This is a genomic window from Streptomyces sp. NPDC087300 (assembly GCF_044744425.1).
GTDB lineage: Bacteria > Actinomycetota > Actinomycetes > Streptomycetales > Streptomycetaceae > Streptomyces.
On record NZ_JBIUYI010000005.1, the window covers coordinates 559,214 to 584,841 of the forward strand.

The following is a 25,628-nucleotide window of genomic DNA, read 5'->3' on the forward strand; positions in this document are numbered from 1 at the left end:
CCGGAGGAATCCGTACCCGAAGGAACAGGAGGCCGAGGTGGCTGACGTGGCCGAGACGACCGTGGCCGAGGTGATGGCCGAGCTGGCCGGCCTCGAGGACCCGAAGAGCCGCGCGGTGAACGAGAAGCACGGCGACGATCACGGGGTGAACCTCGGAAAGCTGCGTGCGATCGCGAAGCGCCTGAAGACGCAGCAGGAGCTCGCGCGCGGGCTCTGGGCCACGGGCGACAGCGCGGCGCGGCTCCTCGCGCTGCTGATCTGCCGCCCCAAGGCTTTCGAACGCGCCGAGTTGGACACCATGCTCCGCGAGGCGCGCACCCCCAAGGTGCACGACTGGCTCGTGAACTACGTGGTGAAGAAGAACCCGCACGCCGAAGAGCTGCGCCTGGCCTGGTCCGCCGACCCGGACCCGGTGGTCGCGAGCGCCGGATGGGCGCTGACCACCGAACGCGTGGCGAAGCGGCCCGCGGGCCTCGACCTCGCGGGACTGCTCGACGTCATCGAGGCCCGGATGAAGGACGCGCCGGAGCGCCTGCAGTGGGCGATGAACCACTGCCTGGCCCGGATCGGCATCGACCACGCCGCGTACCGCGCCCGCGCGATCGACATCGGCGAACGCCTCCAGGTCCTGAAGGACTACCCGACGGCCCCGGGCTGCACCTCGCCGTTCGCGCCGGTCTGGATCGACGAGATGGTGCGCAGGAACAGCGGAACCTAGCGGGCAGGCGGACGGCGGCCGGGAGGGCCCGCGCTCCCGGCCGCCGTCCTTCGACGACCTGGCTGATCTTCGCCGTCGCGTGGGCGTCCGCCGGTCCGGTCTCGTTAGCGTGACGGCGTTCGCGGCCGGGAACTCCCGTGCCGGAGACGTGACGGAGAGAGGCGCGCGGCATGACGTTCACGCAGTGGCAGGACCGGTCCGTCATCGTGACCGGCGGCACCCGGGGCATCGGGCTCGGCATCGCCGAACTCTTCGCCCGCCAGGGCGCCGCCGTGCTGCTCACGGGCCGGGACGAACCGACGGCACACGCGGTGGCCGACGGGCTCGCCCGAGCCACCGGCGGCCGGGTCCGCGGCATGGCGGTGGACGTACGGGAGCCGGAGCGGATCGAGGAGATGGCGGCCGAGGCCGAGCGGCGGCACGGCGGCATCGACGTGCTGTGCGCCAATGCCGGGATCTTCCCCGAGCGGCCCCTGCGGGACATGAGCGCCGAGGACCTGGACGAGGTACTCGACGTCAATCTGCGGGGGTCCATCCTCGCCGTGCGGGCCTGCCTGCCCGCGATGGAACGGGCGGGGCGCGGCCGCATCGTGCTGACCTCCTCGATCACCGGGCCGACCACCGGCTACGCGGGCTGGTCCCACTACGGGGCGAGCAAGGCGGGCCAGCTGGGCTTCCTGCGGGGCGCGGCCCTGGAGCTCGCGCCGCACGGCATCACCGTCAACGCCGTGCTGCCCGGCAACGTCCGCACCGAGGGCCTGACCGGCCTCGGCCCCGACTATCTGCGCAAGATGACCGACGCCATCCCGCTGGGGCGCCTCGGCGAGACCGCCGACATCGCGCACGCGGCCCTCTTCCTCGCCTCGGACGAGGCCTCCTTCGTCACCGGCCAGACCCTCACCGTCGACGGCGGCCAGACCCTGCCCGAGTCCCTGGACGCCTTCGCCGTACCCGCCCGCCCCTGACGGTCAGGAGGATCCCGCCGTATTCGGCGGGGAACCGACCCCCTCCGACCGCAGCGCCTCCGCCACCGCGTCGCGCATGCCGCGCGCCGACCACGTCCGCACCGGCGTCAGGCGCCCGACCACGCGTTCCAGCCACGCGGCGTCGCCGAGCCGGTGCGCCTCACCGGCGGCGACCGTCCGCGTCAGGAGCTGCTCCAGGAAGGCCACGTCCATGACCGGGTAGGCGTGTGGGTGGCGGTCGTAGCCGAGGCTGTGGTCCTCGTACGGGTGGCGGAGCGTCATGTCCAGGTGGCCGCCGCCGCGCCCACGCAGCCCCGGGAGGCCGCCCAGCAGGCCGGGGATCGTGAAGTTGCCGCCCTTGGAGGGGTAGCCGCGGCCCACGTACACGCTGATGCCCAGCATGATCCTCGGCCAGGGGATCAGCTCGTCCGCCTCCGACGGCTTGCGCGCGGGCGCGTGCCGGTACAGGCCCTCCGGGCGGAACTCCACCCAGGAGCCGCCCGGCCGCCGCGAGTCACCGACCCCGCAGCGGCCGTCGGTCAGCTCCAGCGGCCCCAGCAGCAGTGGCGTGTTCATGTACGGTCCGGCACTCATGCCTCATTGGAGCACGGGCGGGGCAGGACGGCCGGGTCAGGACGACAGGAACGCGAGCAGGTCCGCGTTGAACTCCTCCTCGTACGCGCCGTTCAGACCGTGCGGGGCGCCCGGGTACACCTTCAGGGTCGCGTCCTTGACCAGCTGCACGGCCTTGGGGGCCGCCGCGACGATCGGCACGATCTGGTCGTCGTCGCCGTGCGCGAAGAACGTGGGCACGTCCACGCGCCGCAGGTCGTCCGTGAAGTCGGTCTCGGAGAACTGCCGCACGCAGTCGTACGCCGCCTTCACGCCGACCTGCATGCTCTGCAGCCAGAAGGCGTCGCGCAGGCCCTGGGACACGGTGGACCCCGGCCGGTCAGCGCCGTAGAAGGGCACGCTCAGCTCGTGGTAGAACTGCGCGCGGTCGGCGCGCACCCCTTCCCGCAGGCCGTCGAACACTTCCCTGGGCAGGCCCTCCGGGTTGGCGTCGGTCCGGAGCATCAACGGCGGGACCGCGCCGAGGAGCACCACCTTGGAGATCCGCTCCGTGCCGTGCCTGCCGATCGTGCGGACCACCTCGCCGCCGCCCGTCGAGTGACCGACCAGGACGGCCTCGCGCAGGTCGAGCTCCGCAAGCAGATGGGCGAGGTCGTCGGCGTAGGTGTCCATGTCGTTGCCGTGCCACGGCTGGTCCGAGCGGCCGTGGCCGCGCCGGTCGTGGGCGATGGCGCGGTAGCCGCTCTCGGCGACCAGGCGCAACTGGTTGTCCCAGGCGTCCGCGTTCAGCGGCCAGCCGTGGCTGAAGACCACCGGCTGCCCCGTACCCCAGTCCTTGTAGTGGATCGAGGTCCCGTCGGCGGTCGTGACGGTGCCCATGAGTGTCCCCTTCCGGGTCCTTGCGCGGTGGTACGTCAGACGAAGCGTTGTACGAACGCCAGGGCGATGTCGGCGACCTCCTTCCACCTGCTGTCGAGCGTCAGCGCGTGGTCGCGTCCGTGCAGCTCGGTGATCTCCGTGACGGACGTATTGCGCTTCTGCCGCTTGTACGCGCCGTTGGCGAGGGCCCAGGGCACCGCGTTGTCGTGGCTGCCGGAGACGATGAGGAGCGGTCCGCGCTGCGGAGTGCGGGAGTCCGCCTTCGCCTCGGTGCGGGGATTGAGATTGGCCATGGCCGCCTGCATCGGCGGGGCGCACGGTGCCGGTACGGCGTACCGGTCGTAGATGGCGCGGGCCTCCTCCTCGCCGACGGCGTTGGCGTAGGCGTAGCGGAACTGCTCGTAGGTCAGGGGCTTGGCGCGCTTGCGGTTGGCCGGGTTGGCGATCATCGGGATCAGGGAGCGCAGCGTGGACATGGGGAGCGCGAGGACGCCGCGGAAGGGGGCCGGGTCGATCGCCACCGAGACGGCGGACAGGCCGCGTCCCGCGAGGATCTGGGTGAGCATCCCGCCGACGGAGTGCCCGATCAGGGCGGGTTTGCGGTCCAGGGTGTTGATGAGGTCCGCGAGGTGGTCGGCGACCTGCCCGACCGTCTTGCCCGCGATGGCCTCGGGATGGTTCCTGGCCTCGGCCACCGTCTTCGCCTCCCCCGGCCAGGTGAGGGCGACCGGTGCGTATCCCGCGGCGTCGAAGTGCGGCAGCCAGTGGTCCCAGCTGCTTGCCAGCATCCACAGGCCGTGCACGAATACGACCGGCGTGCGACCGGAGGCGTTGGCCCGGTCGATCTGCTCTGCGTCGGTAACGGACATACCCTGACGCTACGGTCGCAAGTCCCCTGGTGTAAGGGGGAGTTGACGGTGTGGCCGATACTGCCGCGTGCGCTTCCGGATCGTGCCGTCGCGGGGGAGCGGATTCCGGTGCGGCCGGGGTGCGGTGGCCCGCTGCTCAGCGTGGTGCGCCCGCCAGGACCCGGTCCACCTGCCGCGGTGACAGCGCGTGCTCGACGGCGAGGATCCCGGCGCCGACGGCCGCCGCGTTCTCGCCGGTGCGGCTCGGCTCGATGCGCAGGACGTGGGTGGCCAGCGGGTGCGAGCGCCGGTACACCGCTTCCCGTACGCCCGCGAGGAGTTGGTCGTGCACGGCCGCCAGCGCGCCGCCGACCACCACGGTGTCCGGATTGAAGAAGTTCACCAGGCCCGCGAGCACCTCGCCGACCGAGCGGCCCGCCTCGCGCACCATCCGTACGGCGTCCCGGTTGCCCGACTTGACCAGGCGTACGACATCGCTGCCCGATGTCGCGTCGAGGCCGAGCCCCGCGAGCCTGCGGGCGAGCGCCGCGCCGCCCGCGATGGCCTCCAGGCAGCCGGAGTTGCCGCACCGGCAGGGGTCCTCCAGGTCGCCGACGCGGATGTGCCCGATGTCGCCCGCGCTGCCCTGCGCGCCCCGGTGCAGCCGGCCGTCCGCGACGATGCCGCAGCCGATGCCCGTGCCCACCTTGATGTAGAGCAGATAGCGCGTGTCGGGGAAGGCGCGGCGCTGCTCGGCGAGGGCCATCACGTTCACGTCGTTGTCGACCAGGGCCCGCGCGCCGAACCGCTCGGCGAAGAACTCCGGGATGGGGTACTGGTGCCAGCCCGGCATGATCGGCGGATCCACCGGCCGGCCCGTGGAGAACTCGACGGGCCCCGGCACGCCGACGCCGATGGACTGCAGGGCGTCCGGGGAGTGGCCCGCCTCCTTGAGGAGGGTGTGCAGGGTGCGCTCCACATGGCCGAGAACCGCCCGCGGCCCGTCCGCGATGGACAGCGGGTCCTCGCGGAGCGCCAGCGTCTCGCCGCCGATGTCCATGAGCGCGACGCGGCAGTGCGAGGCGCCCAAGTCCACTCCCGCCACGGCGTGTTCACGGGTGCGCAGGCGCAGTCTGCGCGGCGGCCGCCCGCCCGTCGAACCGCCGTCGGCCTCCTCGGTGAGGAAGCCGTGCGCGATCAGCGCGTCCACGCGCTGCGACACCGTCGACCGGGCGAGGCCCGTCAGACGGGCGATGTCCGCGCGGGTCGCGGCGGCTCCCGTACGCAGCAGGGCGAGCACCTCACCGGGTGAGGACGGCACGGCGGCGGGTGCGGAAGAGGCCTCGGGAAACGGGTGATCCGACGCTCCAGGCATGGAGCCACCCTAGGCAGGAGTTCCGCTGCTCACAAGGCCGATGGTGTTCGACAGTCGACCTAAGTCACCGTCAACTCCCGTGCAAGCAAAGCTGCTTGGACCCTTGACAGGTCAAAGTTGTCTCATCACATTGCTCTGCAGACCGCTGCCGAAGGAGCCGAGGGTGCAGGCGATGCAGGCGACACGGACGATGTTGGCGATGCGCGGAGTGTCCAAGAGCTTTCTCGGGGTGCGCGTGCTGCACGACGTCTCGATCGACCTCGCCGCGGGTGAGGTGCACGCGCTGGTCGGCGAGAACGGCGCGGGCAAGTCCACGCTGATGAAGGTCCTGGCAGGCGAGCACGTCCCGGACGAGGGCACCATCCTGCTCGACGGCGAGGAGCGGTCCTTCACCCATCCCGCGCAGGCCCAGGCTGCCGGAATCGGCATCATCCACCAGGAGTTCGCGCTGCTGGCGCACCGGACCGTCGCCGAGAACGTCTTCCTCGGCCGCGAACCGACCCGCCGCGGTCTCGTCGACCGCCGCGCCATGGAGGCCCGTACCGCCGAACTCCTCGACGAGGCGGGCGTGTCGGGCATCACGCCGCGCACTCACGTCAGGGAACTCTCCGTCGCCCGCCAGCAGACCGTCGAGATCGTCAAGGCCCTCGCCTCCGACGTGCGCGTCCTGGTCATGGACGAGCCGACCGCGCCGCTCGCCGACCACGAGGCCGGACTCCTGCACGCGCTGGTGCGCCGCCTCGCCGCCCGGGGCCTCGGCATCCTCTACATCTCCCACCGGCTGCGCGAGGTCTTCGACCTGTCGCGACGCGTCACGGTCCTCAAGGACGGCCGCCACGTCATGACGGTGCCCACCGAATCGACCGACACCGACCAGGTCGTACGCGCCATGGTGGGACGGGAGTTGAGCGCCTACTACCCGCCGCGCGCGAGCCCCGGGGACATCGGTGACGTCCGCCTCGCCGTGCGCGGCGGTGGCAACGACCGGCTGCGCGACGTCGACCTGACGCTGCGCGCGGGCGAGGTCACCGGCATCGCGGGGCTCCAGGGCTCAGGGCGCACCTCGCTGGTGCGCGCCCTGTTCGGCGCCGCGCCCTTCACCAGCGGCGCCATGACCGTGGACGGCGCCGCGCTGCGGCCCGCCAGCCCGCGCCGGGCCATCCGCGCGGGCATCGCCCTGGTCACCGAGGACCGCAAGGCCGAAGGGCTCGCCCTGCGCCAGTCGGTGCGCGACAACGCGCTCCTGGTCACCCGCGCCGTGCCGGTCCGCGGCCGGCCGCCCGCCGACCGTGACCTCGCCGCGCTCCTGGAACGCGTCACGCTCCAGGCGCGCGGCCAGGACCAGCAGGCCCAGTACCTGTCCGGCGGCAACCAGCAGAAGGTCGTCATCGCCAAATGGCTCGCCGCGCACCCGCGCGTGCTGCTCTTCGACGAGCCGACCCGTGGCGTCGACGTCGGCGCCAAGGCCGCCATCCACACGCTCGTGCGCGACCTCGCCAAGGAGGGCCTCGCCGTCCTGATGGTCTCCTCCGAACTGCCCGAGCTCATCGGCATGAGCGACCGCGTGCTCGTCATGGCCGAGGGCCGGATCGCCGGTGAACTCCCGCCCGGCGCCTCGGAGGAGGACGTGATGCGGCTCGCCACGGCACGGCGGGACGGCCCATGACCATCGGCACCGCGCACCTCGTCATGGGAACCACCCATCCCGTCATGGGCACCGCTCACCCCGTCATGGGAACAGCCCATCCCGTCACGGGAACCGCCCGCCCGGCCACCGCGCACCACCCGCATCCGCCGCAGGAGGAAGCCGCATGACCGGCACCACCCTCGCCCCGCCGCCCGCCGTGGAACGCGCCGCGCGCCGCCGCGCCCGACTCGCCGATCCGGCCGTCGGCGTCTGGCTCGCCGCCGGCGCGGTGACCGCGCTCGGCTGGATCGTCGTCGCCGCCCGGGGCGGTGACTTCCTCACCCAGGCCAACGTGGTCGGCATCCTGCAGAACTGCGTCGCGCTCGGCCTCGTCGCCGTCGGCCAGACCGCCGTCATCCTGACCGGCTCCCTCGACCTGTCGGTGGCGTACCTCATCAGCCTCGGCACGCTCGTCGCCGCCACCACGATGGAGGACGGGAGCGTCCTGACCGCGGTGCTCGCCGTCCTCGCGCTCTCCGCGGCCGTCGGCCTCGCCAACGGCCTGATCGTCACGGGCCTCAAGGTCAACGCGTTCATCGCCACCCTCGGCACCGCGTTCATCCTGCGCGGCTGGATCGAGGACAACTACACCGGCCCCGCGGGCAAGGTGTCCGCCTCCTTCCAGCACCTCGGCTACGACCGTGTCGGACCCGTCCCCGTCTCCCTCTTCCTGCTGCTCGCCGTCGCGGCGGCCCTCTGGGTGATCACTCGCCGCACCCGCTTCGGCCACCATCTGTACGCCACCGGGGGCGACGAACACGCGGCGCGCCTGTCCGGCGTGCGCACCCGGCGCACCGTCATCGCCGCGCACGTCCTGTGCTCGCTGTGCGTCGGGGCCGCCGCGCTGTTCCTCGCCGCGCGGCTCGGCGCGGGCGCCCCCTGGGCGGGCACCGAGGCCCGCTACGACCTGGAGTCCATCGCCGCCGTGGTGCTCGGCGGCACCGCGCTCGCGGGCGGGCGCGGGGGAGTGACGGGCACGCTCGGCGGCGTCCTCGTCCTCGCCGTCCTCGACTCCGTCTTCAACCAGCTCGGCGTCGACCCGTTCTTCAAGAACGTCGTCCGGGGCGTCGTCATCATCGCGGCCGTCGCCCTCTACGCACGGCGCGGCAGCAGGAGGCCCGCATGACCACGGCCACGGCAACTCCCGCCCTGCACAAGCGCGTCGCGCGCTCCCTCGGCACCGGCGCGCCGGTCTTCGCGCTGCTCGCGGTGCTGCTCGCCGTCCTGGCGGTCACCGACATCGGCTTCTACGAACCCGACCGCTTCCTCGCCTTCGTCAAACGCGCCGCGCCCCTGGTGATCCTCGCCGCGGGCCAGTACCTGGTCATCGTCTGCGGCGAGTTCGACCTCTCCGTCGGGGCGATCGTCACGGCGGGCGTCGTCGCGGCCGCCGAGGTCTACGGCTCCTTCCCCGACGCGCCCTGGCTCCTCGTCGCCGCCGGACTGCTGCTCGCGGGCGCCCTGGCCGGACTGGTCAACGGACTGATCACCACGAAGCTGCGCGTGCCGTCGTTCATCACCACCCTCGGCATGATGCTGATCCTCGAAGGCGCCGTCTTCTACTGGACCGGCGGCTCCCCGCACGGCCAACTCCCGCAGGACTTCAGGCAGCTGGGGCGAGGCACGGCACTGGGCTGGCTGCCCTGGGCCGTGCTCGCCTGCCTGGCCGCAGGAGCCGTCGCCGTACTCCTGATGCGCTCCGACTTCGGCCGCACGCTCATCGCCACCGGCGACAGCGATCGCGCCGCCGCGCTCGCCGGGGTGCGGGTGCACCGCGCCCGCATCATCGCCTTCGTCCTGTCCGGCGCGGCCGCCGCGCTCGCCGCCGTACTCGTGGGCGGCTTCTCCGGAGTCTCCGCGCAGGCGGGCCGCGGCTACGAGTTCGAGGCGATCACCGCCGTGGTCCTCGGCGGTGTGGTGCTCGGCGGCGGCCGGGGCGGCGTCGTGGCCGCGATGGCCGGCGCCTTCTCGCTCCAGGCCCTGTTCACGCTGCTCAACCTGCGGGGCGTCTCCGGCGCCCTGGAGTCCACCGTCCAGGGCGTCATCGTCATCGCCGCCGTCGGCATCGGTGCCGCCGACTGGTCCCGGCCGCGCCGCCGCCGTACCCACTCCTCGTCCCCGGGAGGGACACCCTCATGAATCCCCGCATGGTCCGCAGACGCGCGCTCGCGTCGGCCGCCGTCCTGCTGACGGGCGCCCTGCTCGCCTCCTGCTCCAGCGACGCCCCGCCCGACGCCCCCGCGGCGGCGAGCGGGGGAGAGAAGGCAGCCGGTGACAAGCCGTCCAAGTTCTTCGAACGAGACGAGTACGAACGGCAGTTGAAGCTCGGCGCGGAGACCCCGAAGGGCCCCGCGGGCAAGCCGTGGGAGCAGATGCTCGAACCGCAGATGGTCTCCACCGCTCAGTACGCGAAGAAGCGCAAGGGCGACGACGTCCACCTCTGCTTCTCCAACGCCGGGGTCTTCAACCCGTGGCGCCAGGTCGGCCTGAAGACCATGAAGGCGGAGGTGAAGCTGCACGAGGAGATCTCCGACTTCACCGTCCTGGACGCGCAGGGCAAGGACGACAAGCAGATCTCCGACATCCAGGAGCTGGCGGGCAACAAGGACTGCGACGCGCTCATCGTCTCGCCGAACACCACCGCCACCCTCACCCCCGCCGTGAAGGAGGCGTGCGGAAAGCTGCCCGTCATCGTCTTCGACCGGGGCGTCGAGACCGACTGCGCGGTCACCTTCGTCAACCCCATCGGCGGCTACGGCTACGGAGCGGTCGCCGCCGACTTCCTCGTCGACGAGGTGCAGCCCGAGGGGAAGATCCTCGCCCTGCGCATCGCGCCCGGCGTGGACGTCCTGGAGACCCGCTGGTCGGCGGCGAAGCTCGCCTTCGACAAGAGTGAACTCGACGTCGCCGACGTCAAGTTCACCGACGGCGACCCCGCCAAGACCAAGTCGATCGTCGCCGACGCGATCTCCCGGCACGGCTCCATCGACGGGGTGTGGATGGACTCGGGCGCCACGGCCGTCGCCGCCGTCGAGGCGTTCGAGGACGCGGGCGTCGACGTGCCGCCGATCACCGGCGAGGACCAACAGGACTTCCTCCAGGCGTGGAAGGACAAGAAGCTCACCGCGATCGCGCCCACCTACCCCACCTTCCAGTGGCGCACACCGGTCATCGCCGCGCTGCGCGTCCTCGGCGGCGAGGGCGTCCCCAAGGAGTGGAAGCTCCCGCAGCCGACCGTCACGCAGGACAACCTGGACGAGTACCTCAAGGACGGCATGCCGCCCCTGCACTACGCGATGTGCGGCTGCCAGAAGCTCCCCGGCTTCCCCGAGGACTGGGGAGGCAAGAAGTGACCCGCGCCGACGATCGCCAAGAGGTCGCTCTGGTATGGCAGTTGGGCGCCAATCCCTGGATCTGGCACTCGCCCGTCACCACCGAAGCCCTCACCGAGACCCTGCCCCGTCTTGCGGGCTGGGGCTTCGACTGCGTGGAACTCCCGCTGGAGAACCCCGACGACTGGGATCCCGCCTCCGTCACCAAGCTCCTGGACACCACGGGCCTCGCCCCTGCCGCCGTCGTCGCCGTCATGTCCGAGGGCCGCGACCTCGTCCGCGCCGACCCGGCCACGGTCCGCGCCACCCAGGACTATCTGCGCCGCTGCGTCGACGCGGCCCACGCCGTGGGCGCCCCCGTCGTCGCCGGACCCGTGTACGCACCGGTCGGCCGCACCTGGCGCATGGACCGCGCCGCGCGGACGGCCGCGTACGAGGAGTGGCGCGCCCACCTCGGCCCGGTCGCGGCCCATGCCGCCCGCGCCGGAGTACGGATCGCCGTCGAACCCCTCAACCGGTACGAGACGAGCCTGCTCAACACCGTCGCGCAGACCCTCGAAGCGCTCGAAGGCCTGCCCGCCGACGTGGTCGGCATCGCCCTGGACACCTACCACCAGAACATCGAGGAACACTCCCTGCCCGAGGCCGTCCACGCGGCGGCGGACCGCATCGCCCACGTCCAGGTGTGCGCCAACGACCGTGGCGCGCCCGGCACCGACCACCTCGACTGGCCCGGCTTCCTGACCTCGCTGCGTACGGCGCGGTACCGCGGGCCGCTGTGCATCGAGTCGTTCACCGCGCACAACGCGTCCATCGCCGTCGCCGCCTCCGTCTGGCGCCCGCTGGCCCGCAGCCAGGACGCGCTCGCGACCGACGGCCTCGGCTTCCTGCGCCGCGCGCTCGCGGCCCACTGAGTTTCCGGCATCCGGCACCCGCACCCCCGTCCACACAGAGAGGACCCGCTCATGGGCTGTCATGCTCGTGACATTCATGGTCTGAGAAGCCTGCGAAGAGGTCTCGTCGTGCTCGTCGCGGCGCTGCTCCTCACCGTGGCCTTCCTGCCAGGCACCGGAGCCACGGCCGCCGACAAGGCCCCCGCCTTCCGCGCCCTGCTCTTCACCAAGGCCGTCGGCTACGTCCACGACTCCATCCCGGCGGGCATCCAGATGCTCAAGGAGCAGGCCGCCGCGAACAACTTCGAGGTCGTCCAGACCGACGACGCCACCGTCTTCGACGACGCGAAGCTCAAGGACTTCGACGTCGTCGTCATGCTCCAGAACTCCGGCATGGTCTGGGACACCGAGGCCCAGCGCGACGCGATGAAGAAGTACGTCAAGAGCGGCAAGGGCGTCGTCGCGCTGCACAACACCCTCGACATGGGCGTCGAGGACTCCTTCCCCTGGTGGGACGACCTCATCAACGCCGGTGCCCACATGCCCGCCCACTCACCGGGCGTCCTCAAGGGCACCGCCAAGGTCGCCGACCGCGCCCACCCCTCCACCAAGGGCCTTCCGGAGCGCTGGGAGCGCCCGGAGGAGTGGTACAACTTCGACAAGAATCCCCGCGGTGACGTGCACGTCCTGGTCACCGCCGACGAGAGCACGTACGACCCGGGCGGCTCCAAGATGGGCGCCGACCACCCCATCTCCTGGTGCCGCAACGCCGAGGGCGGCAAGGTCTGGGCCACCGCCATGGGCCACGACAAGGCGTCCTACAGCGAATCCGCCTTCCGCGAGCACGTGCTCGGCGGCATCAAGTGGGCGGCGGGCAACGCGCCCGGCGACTGCGGCGGCACGGTCTGGTCCGGCTACGAGAAGACCGCACTCGACGACAACACCGCCGACCCCATGGAGCTCGACGTCGCCAAGGACGGCAAAGTCTTCTACGTCCAGCGCAGCGGCGAGGTGAAGATCTTCGACCCCAAGACCCACGCCACCACCACCGCGGGCAAGCTCGACACCTACACCGGCGGCGAGGACGGCCTGGTCGGCATGGAACTCGACCCCAAGTTCGCCACCAACCGCTGGATCTACCTGTACTACGCGCCCGCCAAGGCCACCGACGACGTCAACCGCCTCTCCCGGTTCACGGTCAAGAAGGACAACACCCTCGACCTCGCCAGTGAGAAGAAGCTCCTCGACGTCCCCGCCTACCGCGACCGTACCTTCCCCGAGCCGGGACACACCGGCGGCGCCGTCGAGTTCGGCCCCGACCGCACCCTCTACCTCGGCGTCGGCGACGACACCCCGCCCAACCTCGACCCGGCCTGGCAGGGCTACGCCCCGCTCGACTGGCGCCCCGGCAAGCAGATGCTGGACGCCGCACGGACCGCGGGCAACACCAACGACCTGCGCGGCAAGATCCTGCGCATCAAGCCCAAGGACTCCGGCGGCTACACCATCCCCAAGGGCAACCTCTTCAAGCAGGGCACGGCCAAGACCCGCCCCGAGATCTACGCGATGGGCTTCCGCAACCCCTTCCGCTTCACCGTCGACCCCAAGAACGGCTACGTGCACGCCTCCGACTACGGCCCCGACCGCGGCGGCCCGACCACGGAGCGCGGCCCCGAGGGGCTCGTCGAGGTCAACGTCATCAAAAAGGCGGGCAACTTCGGCTGGCCCTTCTGCCACGGGAACAACCAGGCGTACGCCCCCTACGACCCCGACACCCAGAAGGCCGGCGCCAAGTTCGACTGCGCCGAGCCCACCAACCCCTCGCCCAACAACACCGGCCTGAAGGACCTGCCCGCCCTGGAGCAGCCCGACATCTGGTACGGGTACGGGGAGTCCAAGGAGTTCCCCGAGATGGGCGCGGGCGGCTCCGCGCCGATGAGCGGACCCGTCTACCACTACGACGCGAAGAACCCCTCCACGACCAAGTTCCCCGCCTACTTCGAGGGCGCGAACTTCTTCTACGAGTGGGCGCGCGACTCGGTGAAGGAGATCCGCTTCGACAAGGACGGCAAGCTCCTGAAGATCAACGACTTTCTGAAGTCGGCGAAGTTCGCCAAGCCGATGGACATGACCTTCGGCCCTGACGGATCGCTGTACGTCCTGGAGTGGGGCAGCGAGTTCGGCGGCGGCAACAACGACTCCGGGCTCTACCGCATCGACTACGCCCAAGGACAGCGCATCCCGCTCGCCAAGGCCAAGGCGTCCGCCACCAACGGCCCCGTCCCGCTCAAGGTCGACTTCTCCAGCGCGGGCAGCGCCGACCCGGACGGCGATCCCCTCACCTACGCCTGGGACTTCGACGGCGACGGAACGTACGACTCGACCGACGCCAACCCCTCGCACACCTACACGGCCAAGGGGAACTTCAACGCCCAGCTGAAGGTCACCGACTCCACGGGCAAGTCCGGCTACGCCAACATCCCCGTCAGCGCGGGCAACACCGCGCCGACGGTCAAGGTCGAGACACCGGTCGACGGCAAGCTCATCGAGTTCGGCGACAAGATCCCCTACAAGGTCACGGTGACCGACCCCGAGGACGGCACCATCGACTGCTCCAAGGTGACGGTGAACCCGGCGCTCGGCCACGACGACCACGAACACCCCACCACCGACATCCCGGGCTGCGAAGGCACGGTCGACACCGGCGACCTCGGCGGCCACCCGGAGGGCGCCGACCTCACCTACGTCCTCAACGCCAAGTACACCGACAAGGGCGGCGACGGCGTCAACGCCCTGACCGGGTACGGACGTTCGGTGCTGCAACCCAGGCACAAGCAGGCCGAGTACCGCGACGACCAGTCGGGCACCCGGATCGTCTCGCAGGAGGGCGCCGAGAACGGCAAGCGCATCGGCGACATCAGCGACGGCGACTGGATCGCCTACAGCCCGATGAGCGTCGAAGGCGTGAGCAAGGTCAGCTACAAGCTGTCCTCGCCCTACGGCGTCGGCTCCGTCGAACTGCGCGCGGACGCGCCCGACGGCAAGCTCCTCGCCACCACGCCCGTGCCCAACACCGGTGGCTGGGACACCTACCAGTCCACGCCCGAGGTCCCGGTGGAGGCGCTGACCGGCACACACAAGCTGTATCTGGTGTTCAAGTCCCCGCAGGACAATGCGTTCGACGTCGACGCGGTGCAGTTCTCCACGTCATAGTCCTGAGGCCATAGTCGAACAGCAGTAGCCAGAGGCATACGAGAGTCCGCGGTGCGCCACTGTCCAAGGCGCACCGCGGACCGTCGTCCCCGTCAGCGAGTGCCGACCGCCGCGCGCACGGCCCGGCGGGCCAGCTGGCAGTCGTCGTGCAGCCGCCTGAGCAGCAGCCGCTGTTCCTCGCCGGACGGCGCAGCACCGGGGTGGGCCGGACCCGGTGCAGCCGGGGTCGTCTCGTGCATCGAACGCTGCACGGCCGTTTCGTACGTACGGATCTCCCTGGTCAGGACGAGCATCAGGTTCACCAGGAAGGCGTCGCGCGCCGCGGGGCCCGCGCTCTGTGCGAGCTGGCTGATCTCGCGCCGTGCCACGGGGGCGTCCCCGAGGACGGCCCACAGCGTCGCCAGGTCGTACCCGGGCAGGTACCAGCCCGCGTGCTCCCAGTCGACGAGGACGGGCCCGGCGGGCGAGAGCAGTACGTTCGACAGGAGGGCGTCGCCGTGGTTGAACTGCCACATGGCGTGCAGCCCGTTGCCCTGGTGGGCCACCGAGTGCGCGATGCCGTGCAGCAGCTTCTGCAGGTCGCCCATGTCGCGGTCGGTGAGCAGGCCCAGCTCGTGGAAGCGGGAGATGCGCCTGCCGTAGTCCAGCGGCCTGCCGAACATCTCGGCCGGCGGACGCCAGGCGTTCAGCCGGACGACCGAACCGAGGGCCGCCCTGATGTCGGCGCGCGGCGGGGCCTCCGCGGGGTGCCGGTGCAGCGCCGCGACGCGTCCCGGCATCCGCTCGATCACCAGCGTGCAGTCATCGGGGTCGGCGGCGATGAGTCGCGGCGCCCTGACCGGCGGGCGGTGCCGGACGAACGAGCGGTAGGCCGCTATCTCGTGCCGGATCCGCTCGGCCCAGACAGGCGAGTGGTCGAGTAAACACTTGGCGACGGCGGTCCCGCGTCCCGCTGTGCCGACGAGCAGCACGGTGCGGCCGTTTCTGCGGAGCACCTGCACCGGATTGAACTCGGGGCAGATGCGGTGCACCGAAGCAATCGCGGTGCGCAGTTGCGCCCCCTGGGGGCCGGACAAGTCGAGTCTCCCGCTGAGCGGTTGGGTGCCGGGCCCCGACGCACGGCGCGTCCGGCCGGCGCCGAGCTGCGTGGCACCGGGGCGCACGGGCTCCAGATACGGGCCGCTCCCCGACGAGGGGGGAATCTCGCGGCCCCGTGGGACCGGGGGGCGCGGGTGGAGCGGCCGGGGCGGGGCGGACACGGAGGACGATGCTGCGTACATGGGCGATACAGATCCCTTCGTGTGCCTGTGAGTTGCGTGCGCCTCCCGGCCCGGCCGCTTCGGGTGCACCCTGGGGAGTGCCTTGCGGCGACCGGGTCGGGGTGGCGCACTCCTACCTGACACCCGGCGTCCCATGGCACACCATCTGGCGCACCCTGGCGAACCCTGGCGAATAGTCGCCCAGCAACTGACAGAGGGTTACTGTCAACTCAGCCGAGAACCTGGGGGCTTGACGTGAACGGACAACCCAATACTCGCCTTTCGGACCTTTTCGGCCTGGCCGGTTGGTCCAAGGGGGAGCTCGCGAGGCTGGTGAACCGGCAGGCGGCGGCCATGGGCCACCCCCAACTGGCCACCGACACCTCGCGGGTGAGGCGGTGGATCGACATGGGAGAGATCCCGCGCGATCCGGTGCCCCGGGTGCTTGCCGTCCTGTTCACCGAGCGTCTCGGCCGTGTCGTGACCACTGAGGATCTTGGTCTGGTCCGGCACGGGCGCGTTGGGAAGCGGCGTGGCGACGGGAGTGTGGAGCACCCCGACGGCGTGCCGTGGGCGCCCGAGCGGACAGCCGCGGTCCTCACCGAATTCACGGGAATGGACCTCATGCTCAACCGACGCGGCTTGGTGGGCGCGGGCGCTGCGCTTGCCGCAGGCTCCGCACTCAGCAGCGCCATGCACGACTGGCTGCACACCGATCCGGCCTTCGCGGCCGACGCTCCCCGCATCGAAGATCCCCTGCACGCCGACCCCGCTGGGTTCGACCGCTACGAGGCCGCCCCCATCGGGTCGCAGGAGATCGAGGAACTGGAGCGCTCCGTCGAAGTGTTCCGCGCCTGGGACGCGGCCCGCGGCGGCGGGCTGCAGCGCAAGGCCGTGGTGGGCCAGCTCAACGAGGTGGGCGGCATGCTCGCCTACCGACACCCCGAACACCTCCAGCGGCGCCTGTGGGGCGTCGCTGCCAACCTCGCGGTGCTCGCGGGCTGGATGTCGCACGACGTCGGCCTGGAGCCCACGGCACAGAAGTACTTCGTCATCGCCGCGCACGCGGCCCGAGAAGGAGGGGACAGGCCGCGTGCCGGCGAGGCCCTGTCACGGGCCGCGCGCCAGATGGTGCACCTGGGCAAGCCCGACGACGCCCTGGATCTGATGAAGCTCGCCAAGTCGGGAGCGGGCGAGGAGGCGCTGCCGCGCACCCAGGCCATGCTGTACACCATCGAGGCCTGGGCGCAGGCGGCGATGGGGCGCGGCCAGGCGATGCGGCGCACCCTCGGCCTCGCCGAGGACCTCTTCGTCTCGGACAAGGGGGACGTGCCGCCGCCCAGCTGGATGCAGATGTTCGACGAGGCGGATCTGCACGGCATGCAGGCCCTCGCGTACCGCACCCTCGCCGACCACGAGGCGTCCGCGGCGACCATCGCCCAGCAGCACGCCCGGCAGGCCATCGAGCTGCGCGCGAAGAACCGCAACCGCTCGCAGATCTTCGACTACATCTCCCTGGCATCGGCGTGCTTCATCGCCGACGACCCCGAACAGGCCGACAGGTACGCGCGGTTGGCGCTGGTGTCGATGCGGGCCAACTCCTCGCACCGCACCTGGGACCGGCTGCGCGAGATGTACCGGCTCACCGCGCAGTACTCCGGCTACCCGAAGATCCAGGACCTCCGCGAGGAGATCAAGCTCGCGCTGCCCAGGAGCAAGAGGGCGGGGAGGACGGCAAGGGCCTGACACACTCCCGGATCAGGGAGACCAGGGAACACACCGCGCGATCGGTCAGATCCGCGCGATCAACAGGCAGGCGTCGTCCTCACGCGGAGCCTCGCCGAACTCCTCGACGACGGTCCGCACGCAGTCCTGTGCCGTACGCGCTCCGCCGAAGCGGGACGCGAGGGAGAGCAGCCGGCCCGTCGCCGCTTCCCTGTCGCACCGTGACACCAGGCCGTCGGTGTGCAGCAACAGCAGGTCTCCGGGCCGCAGTTGCTCATCCGCCTGCCCGTACGTCGCGCCCGCGGTGGCGCCGAGGAGTTCACCGTCCGGTGGCGTCAGCGCGCGCCCCGTCCCGTCGCGGAACAGCAGCGGGGCGGGGTGGCCCGCCTGCGCCCAGGTGAGGCGGTGTTCGGCGGGGTCGTAGCGACAGCAGACCGCGCTGCCGAGCGCGGTCTTGACCGTGGCGTCGAGGAGCTGGTTGAGCCAGCCCATGAGGCGGCCAGGCTGCGCTCCCGCGACCGCCATGCCGCGCAGCGCGCCGAGCAGCATCGCCATGCCGGAGGTGACGGCGACGCCTTGCCCGGTGAGATCGCCGACGCTCAAAAGGGCCTGGCCATCGGGTAGTTGCAGCGCGTCGTACCAGTCGCCGCCGGTCAGGGCACCGGCCGAGGAAGGGAGGTAGTGCGCGGCGAGATCGAGTGTGCCGGGGCCGTCCCCGGGCGGGAAGCGCAGTGCGCCGCGCCACGGTGGCAGGACGGCCTCCTGCAGCTCGACGGCGAGCCGGTGCTCGGTGTGCGCCCGATCGCGATGGCGCTGTAGCGAGTCGCGTGTCTCGCGCACCACGCGCTGGCTGCGCCGCAGTTCGCTGACGTCCCGCAGTACCGCCCACATCGAGGCGGTGGAGCCGTCGGCGGCGAGCACGGGCTCGCCCATCATGTGCACCTGGCGGACCCCGCCGTCGGGCCGCATGATGCGGAACTCGCCGTCGATGGGCTTCCCGTCGATGAGGCAGTCCGTGACCATCGCGGTCAGCTGGGGCTGGTCCTCGTTGTGCACCAGGGCGGGGAGTTCGTCCAGGGAGAGCGGCGGGGCCGCGGGGTCGCGGCCGAGGATCTGATAGAGCTCGCCGGACCAGCTGGCCTCGTCGTTGAGGAGGTTCCACTCGGCGCTGCCGACCCGGCTGAGGAGTGAACCGCGGCGGGGCTCCTCGGGGGTGGGCGCGGGCGGCGCGGCCGGTGCTTCGGTCGGCGGCGGGCCGTCCCGCAGCTGGGCCAAGTGGTCGTCCAGATCGTTGAGTTGATGCACCGCCAGGTCGCACAGGGCGCGCTGCCAGCGTCCCTCGGGGTCCCCGTGATCGATCACGGAGTCGCGGCGCACGGCGTCGACCTCGCCGCGGAGGCGGCGCGTCTGCGAGATCAGCGCGTCGACCGCACCGCGCTCCGGCGGCTGGGCGGCAGCGTGGTCCGCGAAGACATGGGACGGCATGAGGTGCTCCGTTGAAGATGCGGTGCGACCAGCTTGACGGGTGGTGGACCGCTAATGACTTTCGCACAGCAGTAGGTGGCCTGTAAGGGATTTGGCAACACACGATGCGGTGGTGCTTATGGCATATGCCTCTGGCTCGCCGATATGCGGAGTCCCGCGCGGAAGTCTACGGGGGAACAGTGAAGAATGCGTAGGGCCTCGGCTCGGAATGTGGTGCTCCAGTGGGGGAGTTGGTGTCATGTGTGCCCCCGGCGAACGTACGCCCGACCGTGCGGCGGACGGCCGATGGTGACCGGGGCGGTGGGTCCTAGGAGCGCAGATACCGGATGACCGCGAGCACCCGCCGGTTGTGGTCGTGCGAGGTCGGCAGGCCGAGCTTGTCGAAGACCGCGGCGACGTGCTTCTCGACCGTGCCCTGGGAGACGAAGAGCGCCTGCGCGATCGCCGCGTTGGAGCGGCCCTCCGCCATCAGGGAGAGCACCTCGCGCTCGCGGCCGGTCAGCGGCGCCAGTTGGGCGCCACGGCTGCTCGCGCCAGCCAGCTGGGTCACGACCTCCGGGTCGAGCGCGGTGCCGCCCGCCGCCACCCGTTCCAGCGCGTCCGTGAACTCCGCGATGTTCGCCACCCGGTCCTTGAGCAGATAGCCGACGCCCGCGGAACCCGCCGCGAGGAGCCGGGTCGCGTACTTCGTCTCGACGTACTGCGAGAAGAGCAGCACGCCCGTGCCGGGATGCTCGGCGCGGATGTCGATGGCCGCGCGCAGGCCCTCGTCCGTGTGGCTCGGCGGCATCCTGATGTCGACCACCGTCACGTCCGGGCGGTGCGCGGCGACCGCGTCGCGCAGGGCGTCCGCGTCGCCGACCGCGGCGCAGATCTCGTGCCCGCGCTCGGTGAGCATCTGGGCCAGCAACTCCCGGAGTACGGCGGCATCCTCGGCGATCACGACACGCATGGCCCGCATGCTCTCACGACCGCTCCCACCGGCGCGTTCACGCCCGCAGCGGCAGCTCGACGGTGACCGCCGTCGGGCCGCCCGCGGGGCTGCGGACGTCGATGCGCCCGTCGACCGTACGGACGCGCTGCGCGAGCCCGGTCAGGCCGCTGCCCGCGCCCGGCTCGGCGCCGCCGCACCCGTCGTCGGTGACCTGGAGCCGCAGCACCCCGTCCCGCTGGCTCACGCCGATCGCGGCCCGCCCGGCGCCGCTGTGCTTGATGACGTTGGTGAGGAGCTCGGCGGCACAGAAGTACGCGATGGTCTCGATCGCCGGAGTGGGCCGCACCGGCACGTCCGCCGAGAGCTCGACCGGCACCGTGCTGCGCGCGGCGAGGGTGGCGAGCGCGTCCGGCAGTCCTTCGTCGAGGGCCGGCGGATGGATGCCGCGCGCCAGGTCGCGGAGTTCGGTGAGCGCCTCGGTGGCGTTGCGGTGCGCGCCGTCGACGAGTTGGCGGATGCGCGCGACGTCCGGTGGCTGCCCGTCGTCGAGCCGCTGTCTGATCATGTCGAGGCCCATGGCCACCGCGACCAGGCGGACCTGCGCGCCGTCGTGCAGATCGCGCTCGACCCGGCGCAACAGCGCCACGGAGTCGTCCACGGCGAGCGCCCGCGTCTCCTCCAGATCTCTGACGCGGTCGGCCAGTCGCCCGGGACCGAGCAGCGCCCGGATCAGCCAGCGGTCGCCCGCGACGACGAGTCCGGTCACCCAGGGCGCGCACAGCAGCGTGCCCACGCCGAGCGCCACCGCGAAGAAGGTCCAGGCGAAGGTGTCCGCGGTGAGGCCGCCGAACGGGACCGGCGTCAGGATCGGCATGCCCTCCGGGTCGCCCGCCGTGGGGTGCTGTCCGAACGCCGCCCAGCGCAGCGGCGCGGTGAGGTTCACCAGGCCGGTGATCCACCAGAGCACGGCATACGCCCCGAGCAGGCCGACCGGCAGCTTCGTGAGGACGTACGCCGCAGCCCGCCAGCCGGTGCCGTCCCGCAGCCGCGCGTCCAGACGGCCGACGAAGCCGTCGCCGGGGCGGAACGCCGGGGGCGCGGGCGTGCGCTCGCCGAGCAGCGCGGCGGCGAGCCCGCGGTGCACGCCGCCGAGCGCGCGGGCGAGGCGCAGCGCGGCGATGAGCAGCAGCACGCCCACCACGGCGAGCACGAGCGAGACCGTGAACCCGGCGCCCAGGGCCAGGAGTACGACGAGGACGAGGCCGCCCGCGACGCCCAGCGGGAACCCGGCCAGGCAGTACGCGGCCTCGGCCCACGCCCGCCGGGTGAAGGGGGCGCGGAGCGCGGCGCGGACGGCTTCTCGCAGGTGCATGGGGTTTCAGTTTCCTCTGTGCTCAGACGTGTGCTCAGACGTGTGCTCAGGCGTGCGGTCGGGTGTGGGCTCGGGCGCGCTCAGGCATCCCTGCGGATCAGCAGACGCCCGCCGACCGCGAGGACCGCGGCCGTGTACAGACACAGCAGCCCGAACCCGGCCCACGGCGAGAGCATGCCGGACACCGGCTCGGCGACCGCCAGGGAGTTGCCCGCGATCATCGTCGGGAAGAACTTGGCGACGGTCGTGCCCGAGACGCCGCCGATCACCGCGGGCAGGACGAAGGTGATGCCGACGAGCACGCCGATCGCGCTCGCGGTGTGCCGGGTGATCGCGCCGATCCCGATGCCGATGAGCCCGATCATCGCGAGATAGGCGCCGGACATCAGGACCGCGCGCAGCACTCCCGCGTCCCCGAGCGAGGGCCTCGGCACACCGTCGGCGAGCGCGGCCCGACCCGCGAGGAACGTCACGAAGCTGACGGCCTCGCCCACCGCGAGCGAGACCGCGCCGTACACGGCCGCCTTCGCCGTCAGGACGAGGCGCCGGTCGGGGACGGCGGCCAGGGTGGCGCGGATCGCCCCCGACGCGTACTCGCCGGTGACGACGAGCACCCCGAGCACGCCGATCAGGAGCTGTCCGAAGGCGACACCCGCCAGGACGTTGTTGGTCGGATCGAAGGCGGCGGCCTTGTCGGGGCTCGGCGCCTTGGTGTTGGCCATCGTGACGACGCCGGTGGCCACCATCGCGGCCACCACGAGGAGCAGTGTCCACAGGGTCGACCGCAGACTCCGCAGTTTGATCCACTCCATGCGGGCCGCGTGCCCGAATCCGTAGTGCCCGGCGGGGACGCGCGTCTCGCGGTGCCAGGCGGGTGCTGCCGTACTCATCGGGATGCCCCCTTCTGAGGCGTGGAGACCGTCGGCGCGGTGGTACTGCCCTGGGGTGGCGCGGTGAGCGCGAAGAAGGCCTCCTCCAGGGAGCCGCCCCGCGCGGTCAGTTCGCGCACGGAGGTGTCGGCGAGCAGCCTGCCCTGCCCGATCACCACCAAGTGGTCGGCGGTGAGCGCCATTTCGGCGATGAGGTGGCTGGAGAGCAGCACGGTGCGGCCCTCCGCGGCCAGGGACTTCATCAGCTCCCTGATCCACCGCACGCCCTCCGGGTCGAGCCCGTTGACCGGCTCGTCGAAGAGCAGCACGCCGGGATCGCCGAGGAGCGCGGCGGCGATGCCGAGCCGCTGCGCCATCCCCAGGGAGTACGTCCCGGCCCGCCGCCCCGCGACGTGGCCGAGCCCCACGATGCCGAGCACCTCGTCGACCCGGCTCCGCGCGATGCCCCCGGCGGCCGCGAGCGCCGTCAGATGCTGGGCCGCGGTGCGCCCCGGATGGAACGTGCGCGCCTCCAGGAGCGCACCCACCTCACGGGCGGGCCAGCGCAGTTCCCCGTACGGCAGGCCGTGGATCGTGGCCCGCCCCGCGTCGGGCCTGTCCAGGCCCATGATCATGCGCATCGTGGTCGACTTGCCCGACCCGTTCGGGCCGAGGAAGCCGGTCACGGCTCCTGGCAGCACGTCGAAACTCAACGCGTCGACGGCGACGGTGGGTCCGTACCGTTTGGTCAGACCCTTGGCCTCGATCATCACTGCTCCCTGCCGACGGCTGTACGGCGCGGCCGGATGCCCGCGTACCTGGTGTGTTCACCACCGCACCTCACGCTAGGGACGCGGCACCCCCGGCCGGAACGCTGCTTTCCTCCGTCCCCCCTGGGGGTTTTCCCCCAGAGGCCGCGCGGGGCAAGGGCTCAGCTCTCGGGGCGTCCTGCGGCTTCCCTGCCGTGCCGCGCGATCCGGACGCGCAGCAGCCGGCTCAGGGTGGTCGCGCCCGCGGTGAGGAAGACGAAGCTGTAGAGGAGTTGCAGGAGCGTCAGGACGCGCGCCGTCTGGCCGCTCGGGCTGATGTCCCCGTAGCCGACCGTCGCGAGGGTCACGACCGTGAAGTACAGCGCGTCCACGCGGGTGCGCAGCCCGATGAACTCGCCCCGCTGCCGCGCCAGCACGAAGTACGCGGCGGCGAACAGCAGGATGGTCAGGCACATCAGACCGGCGATCATCCAGGCGGGTGTGGTGCCGGTCCGGTCGGTCAGGACGTACTGGATCTGCACCAGGAGACCGACGGCGACCAGGGCGAGCCCGGCGACGAACAGGAGCCAGCTCAGGAGCGGCCGGTGCGGGCCGAGCAGGTGCAGCGGCAGCAGGAAGTACGCCGTGACCATCGCCGCCGACGCCGCCGCGAGCAGGGCGGGCCGGTGCAGGCCGAGCGTCCTCTTCCCGTCCGTAGGGTCCTTCACCGTGGCGCGTACCGCCGTTCCCCGGCGGTCCGGTGCGCCGGCAGACCAAGTCTCACCCGCACGGTCCGTTCTCGCATGCGCCGGGCGGCCGCTGCGCCGATCGTCGAAGCAGCACGGACCGGCGCGGAGCAGGGGAACGGTGTGGCACAGACTGGGACGCTCATCCTGATCATGGCGGTGGCCGTCCTCGCCCCGCTGCTCGCGCACGGGGCCGGGCGCTGGGTGCGGATCCCGGTGGTCATCTTCGAGATCGTGCTCGGCATCCTCATCGGCCCCGACGTACTCGGCTGGGCGCGCAGCGACGAGGTCGTCGACGTGCTCTCGGACCTCGGCCTCTCGATGCTGATCTTCCTGGCCGGGTACGAGATCGAGTTCGGCGCCATCCGCGGGGACACCCTGCGCCGGTCCGTCTGGGCCTGGCTGGTCTCGCTGGCGCTCGGCCTCGCCGTCGCGCTGGCCCTCACCGGCTTCGACCTCTCCCGCGCGGTCATCATCGGCACGGCGCTGACCAGCACGGCCCTGGGCACGGTGCTGCCGATCCTGCGGGACAGCGGGGATCTGGAAGGCCGGTTCGGCACGGTGATGATGGCGTTCGGGGCACTCGGCGAGTTCGGTCCCATCATCGCGATGTCGGTGCTGCTCAGCGGGCGCAGCCCCGGGGTGTCCACGGTCGTCCTCGTCGTCTTCGCCGCGATCACCGCGGCCGCCGTGTTCTGGGCGCTGCGCCCGCGCCCGCCCTGGTTCAGCCAGGTCATCCGCGCGACCCTGCACACCAGCGGACAGTTCGCGGTCCGCTTCGTGATGCTGCTGCTCGTCGCGATGCTCGCGCTGTCCCAGGCGTTCGGCCTCGACGTGCTCCTCGGCGCCTTCGCCGCCGGGCTGCTCACGCGGCTCGTGCTGCAGGGCTCGGCCCCCGAGAGCAGCGAGCAGATCCTGGAGAAGGTCGAGGCGATGGGCTTCGGCTTCCTCGTCCCGCTCTTCTTCGTCGTCACCGGCATCCAGTTCGACCTGGCCTCGCTCCTGGACGGCGGCCGCGCGCTGTTGCTGCTGCCCGTCTTCCTCGTCCTGTTCGTCGTCGTCCGCGGTCTGCCCGCCTACCTGCTCGCGCCACGGGACCTGTCGCCCCTCGGCCGCCGGGCGCTGACGCTGTACTCCGCCACCTGTCTGCCCCTCGTCGTCGCCATCACCGCGATCGGCGTCGACGACGAGGTGCTGAGCCAGAGCACCGCGGCCGCCCTGGTCGGCGCGGCGATGATCTCCGTCCTGGTCTTCCCGCTGCTCGCGATGCGGGTGCGCGCACGCGAGCGGAACGTGTCGCCCCGGCTGCCGCCTTCGGCGGAGACGGAGAGCTGGTGAACCGGGCGCGGCCAGCCGGGTGCATGCGGTGCATGCGGTGCATGCGGTGAATGCACTGAATGCACTGAATGCGCGGAAGGCGTACCTGAAATGCGCGAAGCCGGGGGCGCGGAGATACTTCGAAGCACTGTCCGTGCACCATTCGTCCACCGTCCGTGCGGCGAAGGAAAAACCTTGTGCGGCGATGGAAAAGAGGACGTCATGGACGACTATCCGCTTCTCGACCTCTTTCTCACGATGCTGTTCTTCTTTCTCTGGATCATGTGGCTCTTCCTGCTCTTCCGAGTCGTCATGGACGTCTTCCGCGACGAGGAACTGAGCGGCTGGGCCAAGGCGGGCTGGCTGATCTTCTGCATCGTGCTCCCGTACCTCGGCGTGCTGGTCTACGTCATCGTGCGCGGCCGCGGCATGGGGCAACGGGACGTCGAACGGTCGAGGAAGGCGGAGGCGGCCTTCCAGGACTACATCCGCAAGACGGCCGCGGACGGGAAACAGGGCGGTGCGGACGGCGCGAGCGGGCCGAGCGGCACCGACGAACTCGCCAGGCTCGCCGCACTGCACGACTCCGGATCGCTCACCGACGACGAATTCGCCCGCGCCAAGACGAAACTGCTCGCCTGAACCGCTCGCTTGAACCGCTCGTCTGAATACCTCTTCCCCCCGAAGGA

At 71.6% G+C, this 25,628-nt stretch carries 23 protein-coding genes; 12 read left to right on the forward strand and 11 right to left on the reverse strand.

Translation table 11 applies throughout. The annotated features are described in order from the left end of the window. Positions 1-46 precede the first annotated feature (46 nt). Together ACIO9J_RS22735 and fabG are read left to right on the forward strand one after the other, a co-directional pair. Positions 47-718, forward strand: a complete 672-nt coding sequence (locus ACIO9J_RS22735; protein ID WP_402002369.1) for a DNA alkylation repair protein — start codon at positions 47-49, stop codon at positions 716-718. A gap of 170 nt (positions 719-888) precedes the next feature. Then, a complete protein-coding gene (gene fabG, locus ACIO9J_RS22740; RefSeq protein WP_402002371.1) occupies positions 889-1,683 on the forward strand; it encodes a 3-oxoacyl-ACP reductase FabG in 795 nt (264 codons plus the stop codon). Between the two features lie 3 nt (positions 1,684-1,686). On the opposite strand, the gene ACIO9J_RS22745 is transcribed toward fabG, so the two are convergent. The 4 genes from ACIO9J_RS22745 to ACIO9J_RS22760 all read right to left on the reverse strand — a co-directional run bounded on the left by ACIO9J_RS22745 (position 1,687) and on the right by ACIO9J_RS22760 (position 5,358). Beyond that, entirely contained in the window at positions 1,687-2,277 is a 591-nt protein-coding gene (locus tag ACIO9J_RS22745) for a hypothetical protein (protein ID WP_402002374.1), read from the reverse strand. 36 nt (positions 2,278-2,313) lie between these two features. Further along, on the reverse strand, positions 2,314-3,135 hold the full coding sequence (locus ACIO9J_RS22750) for an alpha/beta fold hydrolase (RefSeq protein ID WP_402002376.1): 822 nt from the start codon (positions 3,133-3,135) through the stop codon (positions 2,314-2,316). Positions 3,136-3,170: 35 nt separating this feature from the next. Next, positions 3,171-4,004 (reverse strand): alpha/beta hydrolase, encoded by an 834-nt coding sequence (locus tag ACIO9J_RS22755; RefSeq protein WP_402002379.1) that lies wholly within the window; start codon positions 4,002-4,004, stop codon positions 3,171-3,173. A 136-nt stretch (positions 4,005-4,140) separates the two neighbouring features. Continuing rightward, entirely contained in the window at positions 4,141-5,358 is a 1,218-nt protein-coding gene (locus tag ACIO9J_RS22760) for an ROK family protein (protein WP_402002382.1), read from the reverse strand. 190 nt (positions 5,359-5,548) lie between these two features. Between ACIO9J_RS22760 and ACIO9J_RS22765 the strand changes: the two genes are divergently transcribed. The 7 genes from ACIO9J_RS22765 to ACIO9J_RS22795 are packed head-to-tail and all read left to right on the forward strand — an operon-like array spanning position 5,549 to position 14,483. After that, positions 5,549-7,024 (forward strand): sugar ABC transporter ATP-binding protein, encoded by a 1,476-nt coding sequence (locus ACIO9J_RS22765; protein ID WP_402003564.1) that lies wholly within the window; start codon positions 5,549-5,551, stop codon positions 7,022-7,024. Then, positions 7,021-7,173 (forward strand): hypothetical protein, encoded by a 153-nt coding sequence (locus tag ACIO9J_RS22770; RefSeq protein WP_402002385.1) that lies wholly within the window; start codon positions 7,021-7,023, stop codon positions 7,171-7,173. Before ACIO9J_RS22765 ends, ACIO9J_RS22770 begins: the two co-directional genes overlap by 4 nt. Then, the gene (locus tag ACIO9J_RS22775) at positions 7,170-8,171 is read left to right on the forward strand and encodes an ABC transporter permease (protein ID WP_402002388.1); all 1,002 of its coding nucleotides are present in this window, start codon (positions 7,170-7,172) and stop codon (positions 8,169-8,171) included. The genes ACIO9J_RS22770 and ACIO9J_RS22775 overlap by 4 nt, the downstream gene beginning before the upstream one ends. Then, the gene (locus tag ACIO9J_RS22780) at positions 8,168-9,184 is read left to right on the forward strand and encodes an ABC transporter permease (RefSeq protein WP_402002391.1); all 1,017 of its coding nucleotides are present in this window, start codon (positions 8,168-8,170) and stop codon (positions 9,182-9,184) included. Before ACIO9J_RS22775 ends, ACIO9J_RS22780 begins: the two co-directional genes overlap by 4 nt. Further along, on the forward strand, positions 9,181-10,398 hold the full coding sequence (locus ACIO9J_RS22785) for a substrate-binding domain-containing protein (RefSeq protein WP_402002394.1): 1,218 nt from the start codon (positions 9,181-9,183) through the stop codon (positions 10,396-10,398). The genes ACIO9J_RS22780 and ACIO9J_RS22785 overlap by 4 nt, the downstream gene beginning before the upstream one ends. Further along, a complete protein-coding gene (locus ACIO9J_RS22790; RefSeq protein ID WP_402002396.1) occupies positions 10,395-11,291 on the forward strand; it encodes a sugar phosphate isomerase/epimerase family protein in 897 nt (298 codons plus the stop codon). Before ACIO9J_RS22785 ends, ACIO9J_RS22790 begins: the two co-directional genes overlap by 4 nt. 51 nt (positions 11,292-11,342) lie before the next feature. After that, a complete protein-coding gene (locus ACIO9J_RS22795; protein ID WP_402002399.1) occupies positions 11,343-14,483 on the forward strand; it encodes a ThuA domain-containing protein in 3,141 nt (1,046 codons plus the stop codon). Between the two features lie 92 nt (positions 14,484-14,575). On the opposite strand, the gene ACIO9J_RS22800 is transcribed toward ACIO9J_RS22795, so the two are convergent. Further along, entirely contained in the window at positions 14,576-15,763 is a 1,188-nt protein-coding gene (locus ACIO9J_RS22800) for an aminoglycoside phosphotransferase family protein (protein ID WP_402002402.1), read from the reverse strand. A 234-nt stretch (positions 15,764-15,997) separates the two neighbouring features. On the opposite strand from ACIO9J_RS22800, the gene ACIO9J_RS22805 reads away from it, so the two are divergent. Further along, positions 15,998-17,488, forward strand: a complete 1,491-nt coding sequence (locus tag ACIO9J_RS22805) for a hypothetical protein (protein WP_402002405.1) — start codon at positions 15,998-16,000, stop codon at positions 17,486-17,488. 45 nt (positions 17,489-17,533) lie between these two features. On the opposite strand, the gene ACIO9J_RS22810 is transcribed toward ACIO9J_RS22805, so the two are convergent. The 6 genes from ACIO9J_RS22810 to ACIO9J_RS22835 all read right to left on the reverse strand — a co-directional run bounded on the left by ACIO9J_RS22810 (position 17,534) and on the right by ACIO9J_RS22835 (position 23,604). After that, complete coding sequence (locus tag ACIO9J_RS22810) at positions 17,534-18,952, reverse strand: PP2C family protein-serine/threonine phosphatase (protein WP_402002408.1); 1,419 nt, start codon at positions 18,950-18,952, stop codon at positions 17,534-17,536. 307 nt (positions 18,953-19,259) lie between these two features. Further along, complete coding sequence (locus ACIO9J_RS22815; protein ID WP_402002411.1) at positions 19,260-19,904, reverse strand: response regulator transcription factor; 645 nt, start codon at positions 19,902-19,904, stop codon at positions 19,260-19,262. Between the two features lie 37 nt (positions 19,905-19,941). Further along, positions 19,942-21,258, reverse strand: coding sequence for a sensor histidine kinase (locus ACIO9J_RS22820; protein ID WP_402002414.1), 1,317 nt, complete (start codon positions 21,256-21,258; stop codon positions 19,942-19,944). An 80-nt stretch (positions 21,259-21,338) separates the two neighbouring features. Next, positions 21,339-22,148, reverse strand: coding sequence for an ABC transporter permease subunit (locus ACIO9J_RS22825; protein WP_402002417.1), 810 nt, complete (start codon positions 22,146-22,148; stop codon positions 21,339-21,341). Beyond that, entirely contained in the window at positions 22,145-22,897 is a 753-nt protein-coding gene (locus ACIO9J_RS22830) for an ABC transporter ATP-binding protein (RefSeq protein WP_402002420.1), read from the reverse strand. Before ACIO9J_RS22830 ends, ACIO9J_RS22825 begins: the two co-directional genes overlap by 4 nt. Before the next feature lie 161 nt (positions 22,898-23,058). Further along, complete coding sequence (locus ACIO9J_RS22835; protein ID WP_402002423.1) at positions 23,059-23,604, reverse strand: potassium channel family protein; 546 nt, start codon at positions 23,602-23,604, stop codon at positions 23,059-23,061. A 141-nt stretch (positions 23,605-23,745) separates the two neighbouring features. Between ACIO9J_RS22835 and ACIO9J_RS22840 the strand changes: the two genes are divergently transcribed. Both ACIO9J_RS22840 and ACIO9J_RS22845 read left to right on the forward strand, forming a co-directional pair. Beyond that, the gene (locus ACIO9J_RS22840; protein WP_402002426.1) at positions 23,746-24,960 is read left to right on the forward strand and encodes a cation:proton antiporter; all 1,215 of its coding nucleotides are present in this window, start codon (positions 23,746-23,748) and stop codon (positions 24,958-24,960) included. Between the two features lie 201 nt (positions 24,961-25,161). Next, positions 25,162-25,581, forward strand: a complete 420-nt coding sequence (locus ACIO9J_RS22845; RefSeq protein ID WP_402002429.1) for an SHOCT domain-containing protein — start codon at positions 25,162-25,164, stop codon at positions 25,579-25,581. The last annotated feature ends 47 nt before the right edge of the window (positions 25,582-25,628 follow it).

What these genes read in the sequence shown, in the direction of transcription:
- fabG (WP_402002371.1), top strand. Translation starts at nt 889, where the DNA reads ATGACGTTCACGCAGTGGCAGGACCGGTCCGTCATCGTGACCGGCGGC.
- ACIO9J_RS22745 (WP_402002374.1), bottom strand. Translation starts at nt 2,277, where the DNA reads ATGAGTGCCGGACCGTACATGAACACGCCACTGCTGCTGGGGCCGCTG.
- ACIO9J_RS22750 (WP_402002376.1), bottom strand. Translation starts at nt 3,135, where the DNA reads ATGGGCACCGTCACGACCGCCGACGGGACCTCGATCCACTACAAGGAC.
- ACIO9J_RS22755 (WP_402002379.1), bottom strand. Translation starts at nt 4,004, where the DNA reads ATGTCCGTTACCGACGCAGAGCAGATCGACCGGGCCAACGCCTCCGGT.
- ACIO9J_RS22760 (WP_402002382.1), bottom strand. Translation starts at nt 5,358, where the DNA reads ATGCCTGGAGCGTCGGATCACCCGTTTCCCGAGGCCTCTTCCGCACCC.
- ACIO9J_RS22765 (WP_402003564.1), top strand. Translation starts at nt 5,549, where the DNA reads ATGTTGGCGATGCGCGGAGTGTCCAAGAGCTTTCTCGGGGTGCGCGTG.
- ACIO9J_RS22770 (WP_402002385.1), top strand. Translation starts at nt 7,021, where the DNA reads ATGACCATCGGCACCGCGCACCTCGTCATGGGAACCACCCATCCCGTC.
- ACIO9J_RS22775 (WP_402002388.1), top strand. Translation starts at nt 7,170, where the DNA reads ATGACCGGCACCACCCTCGCCCCGCCGCCCGCCGTGGAACGCGCCGCG.
- ACIO9J_RS22780 (WP_402002391.1), top strand. Translation starts at nt 8,168, where the DNA reads ATGACCACGGCCACGGCAACTCCCGCCCTGCACAAGCGCGTCGCGCGC.
- ACIO9J_RS22785 (WP_402002394.1), top strand. Translation starts at nt 9,181, where the DNA reads ATGAATCCCCGCATGGTCCGCAGACGCGCGCTCGCGTCGGCCGCCGTC.
- ACIO9J_RS22795 (WP_402002399.1), top strand. Translation starts at nt 11,343, where the DNA reads ATGGGCTGTCATGCTCGTGACATTCATGGTCTGAGAAGCCTGCGAAGA.
- ACIO9J_RS22800 (WP_402002402.1), bottom strand. Translation starts at nt 15,763, where the DNA reads ATGTACGCAGCATCGTCCTCCGTGTCCGCCCCGCCCCGGCCGCTCCAC.
- ACIO9J_RS22810 (WP_402002408.1), bottom strand. Translation starts at nt 18,952, where the DNA reads ATGCCGTCCCATGTCTTCGCGGACCACGCTGCCGCCCAGCCGCCGGAG.
- ACIO9J_RS22815 (WP_402002411.1), bottom strand. Translation starts at nt 19,904, where the DNA reads ATGCGTGTCGTGATCGCCGAGGATGCCGCCGTACTCCGGGAGTTGCTG.
- ACIO9J_RS22820 (WP_402002414.1), bottom strand. Translation starts at nt 21,258, where the DNA reads ATGCACCTGCGAGAAGCCGTCCGCGCCGCGCTCCGCGCCCCCTTCACC.
- ACIO9J_RS22825 (WP_402002417.1), bottom strand. Translation starts at nt 22,148, where the DNA reads ATGAGTACGGCAGCACCCGCCTGGCACCGCGAGACGCGCGTCCCCGCC.
- ACIO9J_RS22830 (WP_402002420.1), bottom strand. Translation starts at nt 22,897, where the DNA reads ATGATCGAGGCCAAGGGTCTGACCAAACGGTACGGACCCACCGTCGCC.
- ACIO9J_RS22845 (WP_402002429.1), top strand. Translation starts at nt 25,162, where the DNA reads ATGGACGACTATCCGCTTCTCGACCTCTTTCTCACGATGCTGTTCTTC.